Below are 13,182 nucleotides of genomic sequence, written 5' to 3'. Positions count from 1 at the left end.
AAGGACAACCCATGAGCCTTACCGAAATGACCGGTAACCCGCGGCACGATCGGCTGCTTACGCTTATCGCTGAACGTGGCTATATGAACATCGATGAACTGGCGCAGCTGCTGGATGTCTCGACGCAGACGATACGACGGGACATTCGTAAGCTGAGCGAGCAGGGGCTGATCACGCGTCATCACGGTGGCGCAGGGCGCGCGTCGAGCGTGGTCAATACGGCCTTTGAACAGCGCGAAGTCTCCCTCACGGAAGAGAAGCGGGCCATTGCCGAAGCCATCGCCGATTACATTCCCGATGGGTCTACCGTGTTTATCACCATTGGTACAACGGTGGAGCACGTTGCGCGGGCGTTGCTCAACCATAACCATCTGCGCATCATCACTAACAGCCTGCGGGTGGCGCACATTCTCTACAAAAATCCGCGCTTTGAGGTGATGGTGCCGGGCGGGACGTTACGCCCGCATAACGGGGGCATCATCGGCGCTGCCGCCACGGCGTTCGTCTCGGGCTTTCGGGCGGATTACCTGGTCACCAGCGTCGGGGCGATTGAGCAAGACGGTGCGATGTTGGAGTTTGATGTCAACGAGGCCAGCGTGGTGAAAACGATGATGGCCCACGCCCGGCACATTTTACTGGCGGCCGATCATACTAAGTATCACGCCTCTGCCGCGGTCGAGATTGGTAACGTGGCGCAGGCGACGGCGCTCTTCACCGACGAAGGCCCGGGCGCCGCGCTGCAAACCCATCTTAAATCCAGCAAAGTCGAAGTGGTGGTTGTGAGCGACCCACTGCCGGGTTAATACCTCTCACGGCCCGACATTCTGGTCGGGCTGTGGCTTTCTCTAAGCTGAATCTGGCGCATAGCCAAACCTTCTCTTTCCCGCTACAGTTACTTTTCACGGCGAAAAGGAGATAAACATGCTTTATATCTTTGACTTAGGAAATGTAATCGTCGATATCGATTTTAATCGGGTGCTGGGCGCATGGAGCGATCTGAGCCGTGTCCCGCTGGCGACGTTAAAGCAAAATTTCACGATGGGCGAAAGCTTCCATCAGCATGAGCGCGGCGAAATTAGCGACGAACTCTTCGCAGAAAAACTGTGCCATGAAATGGAGTTACCCCTCAGTTATGAACAGTTCTCACTGGGGTGGCAGGCGGTATTTGTCGCGATCCGCCCGGATGTGATCGACATCATGCATAAACTTCGCGAACAGGGACATCGGGTCGTTATTCTCTCGAATACCAACCGCCTGCATACCACCTTCTGGCCTGACGAGTATCCGGAAGTGAAGGCCGCAGCAGACCACATTTACCTCTCCCAGGAGATGGGCATGCGCAAACCGGAAGCGCGAATCTACCAGGCAGTGCTGCAGGCAGAAGGTTTCACGGCCAGCGATGCCGTCTTTTTTGACGATAACGCCGATAATATAGAGGGCGCTAGCCAGTGTGGTATGACTTCCATTCTGGTGACCGGAAAAGAGACGATACCGAACTACTTTGCGAAGCTGTTATGTTAAAAACTGTTCATCAAAAAGCGGACCACCACACTCGGCCTTTCCGGGCCTGGATAAAACTCCTCTGGCACCGCATCGATGAGGACAACATGACTACCCTGGCGGGAAACCTTGCCTACGTGTCACTGTTGTCTCTGGTGCCGCTGGTGGCCGTTATTTTTGCCCTGTTTTCCGCCTTTCCCATGTTTTCGGACGTGAGCCTGCAACTTCGGCATTTTGTTTTTGCGAACTTTATTCCCGCCACGGGCGATGTCATCCAGAATTATATTGAGCAGTTTGTCGCTAACTCCAGCAAGATGACCGCGGTAGGGGCGTGCGGGCTGATCGTTACGGCATTACTATTGATGTATGCCATTGATAGTGCATTGAATACTATCTGGAGAAGTAAGAAAGCACGCCCTAAAGTTTACTCTTTCGCCGTCTACTGGATGATCTTAACCCTTGGGCCGCTGCTGGCGGGTGCCAGTCTGGCGATAAGTTCCTATTTGCTCTCGCTACGCTGGGCCAGCGATCTCAACAGCGTGATTGATGATGTGCTACGGATCTTCCCCCTTATCCTCTCATGGCTCTCTTTCTGGCTGCTCTATAGCGTCGTGCCAACGACCCGCGTGCCAAACCGCGATGCTGTCGTAGGGGCGCTGGTGGCGGCCGTGCTCTTCGAATTGGGTAAGAAAGGCTTTGCCCTTTACATCACGATGTTCCCGTCTTACCAGCTGATTTACGGCGTACTGGCAGTGATCCCCATTTTGTTTGTCTGGGTTTACTGGACCTGGTGTATCGTCTTGCTAGGCGCCGAAATAACTGTCACTCTCGGGGTCTACCGCGAACTCAAACAAGAAGCACTGGCTGAAAAACAACGAGAAGCAGACCAACCATGATTGCATTGATTCAACGCGTAACCCGTGCCAGCGTCACCGTGGAGGACGAGGTGACGGGTGAAATCGGCCCAGGACTTTTGGTGTTGTTAGGTGTCGAAAAGGATGACGACGAACAAAAAGCCAACCGCTTATGTGAACGTGTGCTGGGTTACCGCATCTTCAGCGATGCTGACGGGAAGATGAACCTTAACGTGCAGCAGGCAGGCGGCAGCGTGCTGGTCGTTTCCCAGTTTACGCTGGCGGCCGATACCGAGCGCGGTATGCGCCCGAGTTTTTCTAAAGGCGCTGCGCCCGATCGTGCTGAAGCGCTCTATGAATACTTTGTTGAACGTTGTCGCCAACAAGACATGCATACGCAAACCGGACGATTCGCTGCAGATATGCAGGTTTCGCTGGTGAACGATGGCCCTGTCACCTTCTGGCTGCAGGTATGAGCCAACTGGCGGCGTGGCCGCGGTTAACAAGAGAGAGTACACCTATGTATCACCTTCGAGTACCGCAAACGGAAGAAGAGTTAGAGGTCTATTACCAGTTCCGCTGGGAGATGCTGCGCAAGCCGTTACATCAGCCGAAAGGGTCAGAGCGCGACGCCTGGGATGCCATGGCGCACCATCAGATGGTGGTCGATGAAGAGGGTAACCTGGTCGCCGTCGGGCGTTTGTATATCAACGCAGATTATGAAGCCTCCATTCGTTTTATGGCGGTGCACCCCTCCGTTCAGGACAAGGGGCTAGGTACGCTGATGGCAATGACCCTGGAGTCCGTTGCGCGTCAGGAAGGGGTTAAGCGCGTCACCTGTAGCGCCCGCGAAGATGCCGTGGAGTTCTTCGCCAAGCTTGGTTTTGTTAATCAGGGCGAAATTACCGCGCCGCAAACCACGCCGATCCGCCATTTTCTAATGATCAAACCTATCGCTACCCTGGACGATATTCTGCACCGTGCCGACTGGTGTGGACAACTGCAGCAGGCCTGGTATCAACATATCCCCCTCAGCGAAAAGATGGGCGTACGTATCCAGCAGTACACCGGGCAAAAATTCATCACCACCATGCCGGAAACCGGCAACCAGAACCCGCACCATACGTTGTTTGCCGGAAGTTTGTTCTCGCTGGCAACGCTCACCGGCTGGGGACTGATCTGGCTGATGCTGCGTGAGCGTCACCTCGGCGGCACCATCATCCTGGCAGACGCCCACATTCGCTACAGTGCGCCAATTAGCGGCAAGCCAGGCGCGGTGGCCGATCTGGGCGCCCTCGGCGGCGATCTCGACCGCCTGGCGCGTGGCCGCAAAGCTCGCGTGCAGATGCAGGTCGAGCTTTTCGGCGATGAAACACCGGGTGCGGTGTTTGAAGGCACTTACATTGTTCTGCCTGCGAAGCCTTACGGTGCATACGAAGAGGGCGGGAACGAGGAAGAGTAGCGCCTTAATGGCTAACGCCACCAGGCTGAAATGTCATGCTCTGCGAGAAGCATGGAATGAAACTACCGGATGCCATTATTCTGGCCACGGCGCAGAGCAAAAATTGCCCGTTAATTTCACGCAATAGTCAGGATTTTTCAGGGCACTTTATCACCTGTAGGCCGGGCAACTCTGTGCCGCCCGGCGTTGTTACAGGAAGCTACTCCCCTTCACCCGGGAACATAAACGGGTTAATCGAGCTGCGACCAAAGCCTTCTTGCTCCATTCGCGCATCCAGCACTAACGTTGCCAGATCGTCCGCTACGGCTTCAACTTTCGGGTCTTTTTCCTGGTACAGAATCTTCAGGTAAGTGCCACAGTCGCCGCAGCTTTCAGCTTTCACCGCCGCCTCTTCGTTTTCCAGTGACCAGTAGTTGAGATCGCGGGTCTGCTCGCAGTTGCTGCATTTGATGCGCACCACGTGCCACTCGGTCTCGCACAGGTTGCAGTGCAGATAACGCAGCCCTTGCGTGGTACCAATTTGCACAATGCTGGTGACCGGCATAGAGCCACAGACCGGGCAGAACTGGCGCGCTTCGCCGTATTCGGCCCGAGCCTTGCCCGGAATCAGGCTGGCCATTTGTGCCCAGTAGAGCGACAGCGCGGCCCAGATAAACGGCGCTTTATCACTGCTGACCAGCGAGAAGTCAGAGGCGAACAGCGCGCTCGCCATCTCTTCCAGCTCCAGGTCAGAGGCTTTTTCCAGGTTCTCAATGACCGCCAGCGCCGTGCCGCTCATTTCCGGCTTCAGCTCGGCAATCAGCGAATGCAGCAACTTATGCCAGTGCTTGTCGCGCGGCAGGACATGAATATCCAGCGGCGGCTTGCCCTGCGCATTGGCCTCTTTAATGCGCGCGGTGAGGTCCATCTGCAGCGGATGGTCGTACAGCACCACCTCCTGCGCATGGGCGACCAGCGCCGCAAAGCGCAGAAAATCGCCCAGCGGGTTGCTCTCGGCCAGTTCGCGCAGACGCTCTGCGCGGCGGTTATAGAGGTTCTTGAGTCTGGGGAATAACAACGGCGGAATGTAATCCGCCGTGCGTTTCTCGCTCGAACCCAGCTCATCTTGCGGGATTATGCGAATACTCATTCAGATGACTTTTCCTGTTTCTGGCGGACTTCACGGTACCAGCGCGGGTGATGTTTCTTCGCCCACGTGCTGGTTACCCATCCTTCCACCATCGCGGTAATGGTGCCTTTCACCCAGAGGGCGGCGTAAATATGCACCATGATAACCACAATTAACGCCACTGCGGCAAATGAATGCAGCATCAGCGCGAATCGGATCACCGGGATTGAGAAAGCAGGCGCAAAGTACGGACGCCAGATGATCACACCGCTGACCAGCAACAGGACCAGGAAGATAATCGCCGCCCAGAATACGCATTTCTGGCCGAAGTTATAACGCCCGGTATCACCTACTTCCTCGTTAACGACGATCTTACGAATATTCTTCGCCCAAAAGATATCATCCCGATTGATTAGGTTATGGTGCCAGTAGCGGAAAAACATAATGATGAACGACGCGAACATGATGACGCCAACAAACGGGTGCAGTATACGCGCCAGCTGTGGTGTTCCCATGATCTGCATCAGCCAGTTGAAGGACGGGAAGAAGAATCCCAGTCCGCTTATCGCCGCCAGCATGAAGCAGAAGGCGGTGACCCAGTGGTTGATGCGTTCCGGCGCGGTATAGCGCACGATGGTGTCACGTTTTCTCATTTGCGCACCTCGTCTTTCTCTTCATGCAGGTTGTCGTCTTCCTCTTCCGCGCGGTTCGGACCGACGCCGACGTAGTGGAAGATGCTCGCTGCGAAGGTGGCAGCAAACCCGACCGCTGCCAGCGGTTTCCAGATGCCTTTCCAGAACTTCACTGTGGCGCTGATTTCCGGGTTCTCCGGCAGGCCATGATACAGATTCGGCTTGTCGGCGTGGTGCAACACGTACATGACGTGCGTCCCGCCCACCCCGGCCGGATCGTATAGGCCCGCGTTGTCGTAACCACGGGTTTTCAGCTCGCCCACGCGCTCTGCCGCCAGCGTCTTCATATCCTCTTTGGAACCAAAGTGGATAGCCCCCGTTGGACAGGTCTTCACGCATGCCGGCTCCTGGCCGACGGTCACGCGATCAACGCACAGCGTGCATTTGTAGACACGGTTGTCTTCCGGGTTCAGTCGCGGCACGTCGAACGGACAGCCTGCGATGCAGTAGCCGCAGCCAATGCACTGCTCGGACTGGAAGTCGACGATGCCGTTGGCATACTGAATGATAGCCCCTTCCGACGGACAGGCTTTCAGGCAGCCTGGATCCGCACAGTGCATACAGCCATCTTTGCGGATCAGCCATTCCAGTTTGTCGTTCTGCTCCACTTCCGAGAAACGCATCACCGTCCAGGACTTGGCGGTCAGGTCTGCCGGGTTGTCGTACACCCCAACGTTGTGCCCCACTTCGTCGCGGAGATCGTTCCACTCCGAGCAGGCCACCTGACAGGCTTTACAGCCGATACAGGTGGTCACGTCGATAAGCTTTGCCACTTCCTGCTGGTGGTCCCGCGCCTGAGGCGCGGGCGTGAAACTGTTTGTCGCGGAACGACGGATAATGTCTTGAGATTGATAAGCCATAGGTCGTCTCCGTTACACCTTTTCCACGTTCACGAGGAAGGCCTTAAACTCCGGCGTCTGCGTGTTCGCATCACCGACGAACGGCGTCAGGGTGTTCGCAATAAACCCTTTCTTCGCCACGCCCTCGTAACCCCAGTGAATCGGGATACCGATGGTATCCACTTCCTGACCGTGAACGTTCAGCGTGCGAATACGCTTGGTCACCACCGCCTTGGCCTTGATATAGCCACGGTTAGAGGAGACTTTCACGGTATCGCCATGGGCAATGCCGAGTTTGTTCGCCAGCTTCTCGCCGATCTCCACAAACTGTTCTGGCTGCGCGATGGCGTTAAGCAGCGCGTGCTTGGTCCAGTAGTGGAAGTGCTCGGTCAGACGGTAAGTGGTGCCCACGTACGGGAACTTGTCTTTTTTACCCAGCGCCTCAAAGTCGCCCTTGAAGATACGTGCTGCCGGGTTAGAGACCACGTTCGGGTGCAGCGGGTTGGTGCCCAGCGGCGTCTCAAACGGCTCGTAGTGTTCCGGGAATGGCCCTTCCGCCATCTTATCGATAGCAAACAGACGTCCCATCCCTTCAGGCTGCATGATAAACGGCCCAACATCGCTGCCTGGTGCGGCGGTGCTGTAGTCCGGAATATCCACGCCGCCCCACTTCGCGCCGTCCCACTTCAGTAACTGACGCTTCGGATCCCACGGGTTACCCTGCGGGTCAGCGGAGGCACGGTTATAGAGAATGCGGCGGTTCAGCGGCCACGACCATGCCCAGCCCAGCGTATTGCCGAGGCCCGATGGGTCGGCGTTATCGCGGTTGGCCATCTGGTTACCTTTCGGTGTCCAGCTCCCGGCAAAGATCCAGCAGCCGCTGGAGGTGGTACCGTCGTCGCGCAGGTGCGCGAAGGTGCTCAACTGATCGCCTTTCTTCGCCAGAACCACACCGGTGGCCGGATCGATAACGTCCGCCAGCGCCTTACCGTTGCTCTCCATCGCCACCTCTTCCGGGGATGGGTTCTCCGGCGTGGAGTAGTTCCAGGTCATGTTCAGCACCGGCTCTGGATTCGCGCCGCCTTCAGAGGCGTACATCTTACGCAGGCGTAAGAAGATACCGGCCAGGATCTCGCCGTCGTTCATGGCAATGCCCGGGGCGTCCGCCCCTTTCCAGTGCCACTGCAGCCAGCGCCCGGAGTTAACGATAGAGCCGTTCTCTTCCGCGAAGCAGGTCGAAGGCAGACGGAACACTTCGGTCTGGATTTTTGACGGATCGACGTCGTTTGACTCGCCGTGGTTTTGCCAGAAGGTCGAGGTTTCAGTATTGAGCGGATCAATCGTCACCAGGAACTTCAGTTTCGACAGGGACTCGACAACCTTGTTTTTGTTCGGGAACGACGCCACCGGGTTAAAGCCCTGGCAGATGTAGCCGTTGACCTGGCCCTGGTGCATCATTTCGAAGTACTGAAGCACGTCGTAGCCTTTGTCCCACTTCGGCAGCCAGTCAAAGCCCCAGCTGTTTTCCGCCGTCGCTTTGTCACCGAAGAACGCCTTCATCATCGAGACAAAGAACTTCGGATAGTTGCCCCAGTAGTTCACCTGGCCTTCGAGCAGCGGTTTTGGCGTGCTCGCCGTCAGGTAGGTTTGCAAATCTGTCTGTTTTTCGCTTGGCAGGTTCATATAACCGGTCAGGCTCTGCGACAGCAGGCCGAGGTCGGTCAGACCCTGAATGTTGGAGTGACCGCGCAGGGCGTTCACGCCACCGCCTGCCATCCCCATGTTACCGAGCAGCAACTGAACCATCGCCATGGTACGGATGTTCTGCGCGCCGATAGAGTGCTGCGTCCAGCCGAGTGCGTACAGGAACGACGCGGTTTTGTCTTTCGCGCTGGTTTCGGCGATCAGCTCGCACACCTTCAGGAAGTCCGCTTTTGGCGTTCCGCAGATGTTTTCGACCACTTCTGGCGTATAGCGGGAGACGTGCTCTTTCAGCAGGTTCCACACGCAGCGCGGGTGTTGCAGGGTCTTATCGCGCTTCGCAAAGCCGTTCTCATCCAGCTCGTAGTTCCAGCTGGTTTTGTCGTATTTGCGTTTTTCGGCGTCGTAACCGCTGAACAGGCCATCTTCGAAGTGGTAATCCTCACGCACGATCAGGCTGGCGTTGGTATAGGCTTCGGTGTACTCGCGGTTATATTTTTCGTTGGTCATCAGGTACAGCAATACGCCTGACAGGAAAGTGATGTCAGTACCTGAACGAATAGGGGTGTAGAAATCCGCCACTGACGCTGTACGCGTAAAGCGGGGATCGATCACAATCAGTTTCGCACCGTTGTGGATTTTGGCTTCCATCGCCCAGCGGAACCCGACAGGGTGCGCTTCAGCGGCGTTACCGCCCATCACCACAATAAGGTTGGCGTTCTTGATGTCGACCCAGTGGTTGGTCATCGCACCGCGACCAAATGTTGGAGCAAGACTTGCTACCGTTGGTCCGTGTCAGACACGCGCCTGGTTGTCGACCGCGAGCATACCGAGCGCACGCGTGAATTTCTGGGTTAAATAGCCGGTTTCGTTGCTGGAGGCCGAGGCACACAGCATTCCGGTGGAGAGCCAGCGGTTAACGGTGACGCCGTCTGTGTTCTTCTCAATAAAGTTAGCATCGCGGTCTTCTTTAATATGTTTCGCGATGCGGTCAAACGCCTCTTCCCAGCTAATTTGCTGCCATTTATCGGAGCCTGGCGCGCGATATTCCGGGAATTTCAGACGGCTTTCGGAGTGGATAAAGTCCACCAGACCTGCCCCTTTCGGGCATAGCGCGCCACGGTTGACCGGGTGATCCGGGTCACCTTCAATATGGAAAATAGATGCTTTGGCGTTTTTGGCACCGTCGCCGAGGCTATACATTAACAGCCCACAGCCGACGGAGCAGTACGTACAGGTATTACGGGTTTCGCGGGTGCGCAGCAGTTTGTACTGCCGTGTTTCCGCCAGCGCTACGCCGGGGGCAAAGCCCAGCGCGGCTGCCGTTGTGCCTGCCATACCGCCAGCGCAGATCTTAAAGAACTGCCTTCTGCTGACCTGCATGGGTCACTCCTTGGTTCATTACGACATTGCTTTGTAGTTTTGTTTCGCGGTTAAGAATTAACCGCAAATGAGAAAATTTGCGTTAATCCCTCATTTACACGAGGGGTTTGACCAGAATACCACAATGTCGGTACGCCTGTTCCAATGGCGTTAAAACAAAGTGAACGTATTATCACTATATTGATTATAAAGCGTGACATTAGTCACAAAATTAACCACTGATGTTATGGGGATGTTTATGCGTCCGGGTTGTGTCACTCCGAACGGAGTAGGTAAACTGAGGATAAATGGAGGCTGAAAAGTTGATCCATACTATGCGCGAGGCCTGCACTTTATGGTGCAATAGCAGGCTTCTCCCTCGTGGTTGCTCAGGAAATACGTTGTGTCAAAACCGAATCGTGATATCCGCCTCTCATCGCTGCCTGCTGGCGTGGTTGAGCAACGGGTACACAGACCCCCTCATATAAACGATGCGATCCCCGATTTTTTGGCAGAAGAGGTACCCGTTGCACTGGTTTACAACGGCATTTCCCATGTGGTGATGATGGCCACTCCTAAGGATCTGGAGCTTTTCGCCATCGGTTTTTCATTATCGGAAGGTATCATTACGCACCCGCAGGAGATCTACGGCATGGACGTCGTCCCGGCCTGTAACGGCCTTGAGGTGCAAATCGAACTCTCAAGCCGCCGTTTTATGGGACTCAAAGAGCGCCGACGTGCGCTGGCAGGGCGAACCGGCTGCGGCGTATGCGGTGTTGAACAGCTTAACGATATTGGCAAACCCGTGGTGCCGCTGCCTTTTACGCAGCGTTTTGAACTCACTCATCTTGATCATGCTCTCCACCATCTCAACGATGTGCAACCGATAGGGCAGTTAAGCGGATGCACACATGCCGCCGCCTGGGTATTGCCGTCGGGTGAGATCGCGGGCGGGCATGAAGATGTCGGACGCCATGTGGCACTGGATAAACTGCTGGGCCGCAGAGTGAATGAGAGTGAAGCCTGGCAGCAGGGAGCTGCGTTAGTTTCCAGCCGCGCCAGCTACGAGATGGTGCAAAAAGCGGCCATGTGCGGCGTTGAGATCGTGTTTGCGGTATCCGCTGCCACCACCCTGGCGGTAGAGGTGGCCGAGCGTTGCAACCTGACGCTGGTAGGGTTCTGCAAACCGGGAAGAGCCACAATCTATACCCATCCGCAGCGCTTAATTGTTAATCAGTAATTTTGAATGTTGTGAGCAAATCCTTCCGCTTTCAGTAGTCCGTGTAAGGGCCTATTATTTATCACATCAAGGCACAACGCCTTACACAGACAACTAACTTAAAGGGTTTATATCATGAAAAGCATCAAAACTTTTGTTGCAGTAATCGCTCTGGCTACCTCTTTCGGTTCTTTCGCAGCCCAGTCAATAACCGCCTCCGCCAGCACCATCGACGGCGCTGAAGCGAAAATCGCCGCCCAGGCACAGCAGGCCGGTGCGTCTTCTTACACCATCACTCAGGCCTTCACGGGTAACCGCGTGCACATGACTGCAGAACTGAATAAATAAGAGCAAAGCATTTGTCGAAAGAGCGCCCCCGGGGCGCTTTTTTTGTTTTGGCGATCCGCTGATTTATTGTTCAGTAATTTTGATTTATTAAAGCAAATCCTTCCGCTTTCAGTTGTTGATGTTCAGGCCTATTATTTATCACATCAAGGCACGGCGCCTTACACAGACAACTAACTTAAAGGGTTTATATCATGAAAAGCATCAAAACTTTTGTTGCAGTAATCGCTCTGGCTACCTCTTTCGGTTCTTTCGCTGCCCAGTCGGTTACCGCCTCCGCCAGTACCATCGATGGCGCTGAAGCGAAAATCGCCGCCCAGGCACAGCAGGCCGGTGCGTCTTCTTACACCATTACCCAGGCCTTCGCCGGTAACCGCGTGCACATGACTGCAGAACTGAATAAATAAGAGCAAAGCATTTGTCGAAAGAGCGCCCCCGGGGCGCTTTTTTAGTTTATGCCTGCCAGGCGTAATAACGCTGTTACCACCGCCGCGGCAATGATCACGAAAATCAACGGCACCTTGCGCCAGGCAAGGAATACCGCAAAGGCCACGCCCAACACCCGCGCCATCCCCGAAAAGTGCTCTCCTTCATAGAAGGTGGTCGCCAGCGCCACCGAAAACAGCAATACGGTTGCTGCATCCGACAGCAGCGCCTGGGAGCGTTCAGATAACGCTAACCGACTGCCAAGTTTCGCCCCGCCAAGCCGCATCAGATAGGTGCCCGCCGACAGCAGGGCGATACCAAGAATAAAGACGGTCATGTTTTCCATTATTTCTTCCTCGTGGCGAGGCCAAACAGAGAGAGCAAGACGGGCAGGCCCACCGGTGCAAAGGGTACCGCAGCCAGCGACAACGCCGCCCCGCTAAAGGCACGGATAAGCGTGGTGCGGTTTTTAAAGGCGGGCACCACTAACGCCAGTAAAATGGCCGGAAACACTGCATCCAGCCCGATGGTTTCCGGCTCTGGCAGCAGTTTGCCGACCATCGCCCCCAGCAGGGTGCCCAGCGGCCAGATAATTGCCACACCCAGCCCGCAGAGCCAGTAGGCCGCTTTGCGCTGTTCTGGCGTTTTTTGTGACAGGCCAAATACCACGCTCTCGTCATTCATAATGTGACAACCCAGCAAGCTCGCGCCGCGCTGGCCCACCAGCTCGCGCACGGTAACGCCAAAAGGCACATGGCGCGCGTTCACCAGAAGACCCGCGGCAGCGGCAGCCAGTGGATTGCCGCCGCTGGCCACAATGCCGATAAACATAAATTCAGAGGCGCCCGCCAGTACGGAAATAGAGAGCAAAAACGGTACCCAGAGGGGGAAGCCATACGCCATTGCCAACGAGCCGTAAGACATCCCTACAACGCCAACAGCCAGACAAACCAGCAGAATGGCCTTTATCGTGTCGCCTTTCAGGCAGGAGAAATGTGGTTTCATACAATTTTAGCCATATCGAACGAATATCCATTATAATGAACGCATCACTTCAGTTTATCAAGATGAACGATTCGTTCGATTTATAGAACACGAGGCCGTTTTATGACGCAGCCAATAAGCGTAATCGCCAAAAGCCTGGTGCGGGAACGTATGCGAACCGGACTTTCTCTGGCGGAAATTGCTCGCCGCGCCGGGATCGCCAAATCTACCCTGTCGCAGCTGGAGTCCGGAAACGGCAATCCCAGTCTAGAGACCTTATGGTCACTTTGTGTGGCACTGGATATTCCCTTTGCGCGCTTGCTTGAGCCACAGCAACCTATTACCCAGGTTATTCGCCGGGGAGAAGGGACGAAAGTGATTGCCGAGCAGGCAAACTATGAGGCAATTTTGTTAGCCACCTGCCCGCCAGGCGCACGACGTGATATCTATATGCTGGCGGCTCAGCCGGGCGCAGACCGTATTTCGCATCCGCATCCACCCGGTTCGGTTGAGCATATTGTTATCACTCAGGGACGGGCAGTGGTGGGCCTGACCGATGCGCCGGAAGAGCTGGGCGAAGGGGATTACATTTGTTATCCCGCCGATCGGCCGCATATTTTTAAAGCCCTTGAGCCAGATACGTTTGCGCTTATGGTGGCGGAACAGAACTAACTTTCAAGACACGGATAA

Annotated in this window: 15 protein-coding genes and 1 pseudogene; 10 read left to right on the top strand and 6 right to left on the bottom strand. The window is 55.5% G+C overall.

Annotated features, from left to right (window positions below; translation table 11 throughout):
* Positions 1 to 11: 11 nt before the first annotated feature.
* The 6 genes and pseudogenes from B3511_RS01905 to B3511_RS20620 form a co-directional block, all read left to right on the top strand.
* Positions 12 to 803, top strand: coding sequence for a DeoR/GlpR family DNA-binding transcription regulator (locus tag B3511_RS01905; RefSeq protein WP_207292653.1), 792 nt, complete (start codon positions 12 to 14; stop codon positions 801 to 803).
* A 118-nt stretch (positions 804 to 921) separates the two neighbouring features.
* Positions 922 to 1,521: a glucose-1-phosphatase gene (gene yihX, locus B3511_RS01900; protein WP_040077957.1), complete on the top strand. Its 600-nt coding sequence runs from the start codon at positions 922 to 924 to the stop codon at positions 1,519 to 1,521.
* Positions 1,515 to 2,396 (top strand): virulence factor BrkB family protein, encoded by an 882-nt coding sequence (locus B3511_RS01895; RefSeq protein ID WP_040077959.1) that lies wholly within the window; start codon positions 1,515 to 1,517, stop codon positions 2,394 to 2,396. Before yihX ends, B3511_RS01895 begins: the two co-directional genes overlap by 7 nt.
* Entirely contained in the window at positions 2,393 to 2,830 is a 438-nt protein-coding gene (dtd, locus tag B3511_RS01890; protein WP_040077961.1) for a D-aminoacyl-tRNA deacylase, read from the top strand. The genes B3511_RS01895 and dtd overlap by 4 nt, the downstream gene beginning before the upstream one ends.
* A gap of 44 nt (positions 2,831 to 2,874) precedes the next feature.
* Positions 2,875 to 3,816 carry a fatty acid biosynthesis protein FabY gene (gene fabY / locus B3511_RS01885; RefSeq protein WP_286772246.1) on the top strand — a complete coding sequence of 314 codons (942 nt, stop codon included), beginning with the start codon at positions 2,875 to 2,877 and terminating at the stop codon, positions 3,814 to 3,816.
* 29 nt (positions 3,817 to 3,845) lie between these two features.
* A pseudogene (locus B3511_RS20620) lies at positions 3,846 to 3,959 on the top strand (PIN domain-containing protein); the annotation flags it as partial.
* A 56-nt stretch (positions 3,960 to 4,015) separates the two neighbouring features.
* Here B3511_RS20620 and fdhE read toward each other — a convergent pair.
* Genes fdhE through fdnG form a run of 4 tightly spaced genes read right to left on the bottom strand, consistent with a single transcriptional unit; the run spans position 4,016 to position 9,539 of the window.
* Positions 4,016 to 4,945 (bottom strand): formate dehydrogenase accessory protein FdhE, encoded by a 930-nt coding sequence (gene fdhE, locus B3511_RS01880; protein ID WP_046886186.1) that lies wholly within the window; start codon positions 4,943 to 4,945, stop codon positions 4,016 to 4,018.
* Entirely contained in the window at positions 4,942 to 5,577 is a 636-nt protein-coding gene (gene fdoI / locus B3511_RS01875; protein ID WP_008501832.1) for a formate dehydrogenase cytochrome b556 subunit, read from the bottom strand. Before fdoI ends, fdhE begins: the two co-directional genes overlap by 4 nt.
* The gene (gene fdxH / locus B3511_RS01870; protein WP_010436855.1) at positions 5,574 to 6,476 is read right to left on the bottom strand and encodes a formate dehydrogenase subunit beta; all 903 of its coding nucleotides are present in this window, start codon (positions 6,474 to 6,476) and stop codon (positions 5,574 to 5,576) included. Before fdxH ends, fdoI begins: the two co-directional genes overlap by 4 nt.
* Positions 6,477 to 6,488: 12 nt before the next feature.
* Positions 6,489 to 9,539 (bottom strand): formate dehydrogenase-N subunit alpha, encoded by a 3,051-nt coding sequence (fdnG, locus tag B3511_RS01865; protein ID WP_212478581.1) that lies wholly within the window; start codon positions 9,537 to 9,539, stop codon positions 6,489 to 6,491.
* A 430-nt stretch (positions 9,540 to 9,969) separates the two neighbouring features.
* Between fdnG and fdhD the strand changes: the two genes are divergently transcribed.
* From fdhD to B3511_RS01850, 3 genes are all read left to right on the top strand, one after another.
* Positions 9,970 to 10,758, top strand: a complete 789-nt coding sequence (fdhD, locus tag B3511_RS01860; protein WP_414671867.1) for a formate dehydrogenase accessory sulfurtransferase FdhD — start codon at positions 9,970 to 9,972, stop codon at positions 10,756 to 10,758.
* A 114-nt stretch (positions 10,759 to 10,872) separates the two neighbouring features.
* Entirely contained in the window at positions 10,873 to 11,085 is a 213-nt protein-coding gene (locus B3511_RS01855) for a YdgH/BhsA/McbA-like domain containing protein (protein ID WP_040077971.1), read from the top strand.
* Between the two features lie 191 nt (positions 11,086 to 11,276).
* Entirely contained in the window at positions 11,277 to 11,489 is a 213-nt protein-coding gene (locus B3511_RS01850; RefSeq protein ID WP_046886189.1) for a YdgH/BhsA/McbA-like domain containing protein, read from the top strand.
* 41 nt (positions 11,490 to 11,530) lie between these two features.
* Here B3511_RS01850 and B3511_RS01845 read toward each other — a convergent pair whose 3' ends face one another.
* Together B3511_RS01845 and B3511_RS01840 are read right to left on the bottom strand one after the other, a co-directional pair.
* On the bottom strand, positions 11,531 to 11,854 hold the full coding sequence (locus tag B3511_RS01845) for an AzlD domain-containing protein (protein ID WP_040077973.1): 324 nt from the start codon (positions 11,852 to 11,854) through the stop codon (positions 11,531 to 11,533).
* Positions 11,854 to 12,513: an AzlC family ABC transporter permease gene (locus B3511_RS01840; protein ID WP_040077975.1), complete on the bottom strand. Its 660-nt coding sequence runs from the start codon at positions 12,511 to 12,513 to the stop codon at positions 11,854 to 11,856. The genes B3511_RS01845 and B3511_RS01840 overlap by 1 nt, the downstream gene beginning before the upstream one ends.
* Positions 12,514 to 12,615: 102 nt before the next feature.
* Between B3511_RS01840 and B3511_RS01835 the strand changes: the two genes are divergently transcribed.
* The gene (locus tag B3511_RS01835) at positions 12,616 to 13,164 is read left to right on the top strand and encodes a helix-turn-helix domain-containing protein (RefSeq protein WP_046886190.1); all 549 of its coding nucleotides are present in this window, start codon (positions 12,616 to 12,618) and stop codon (positions 13,162 to 13,164) included.
* The last annotated feature ends 18 nt before the right edge of the window (positions 13,165 to 13,182 follow it).

The organism is Leclercia sp. UBA1284 (genome assembly GCF_002308415.1).
Classification (GTDB): domain Bacteria; phylum Pseudomonadota; class Gammaproteobacteria; order Enterobacterales; family Enterobacteriaceae; genus Enterobacter; species Enterobacter pneumoniae.
This window is presented reverse-complemented; position numbering and strand designations above follow the sequence as displayed.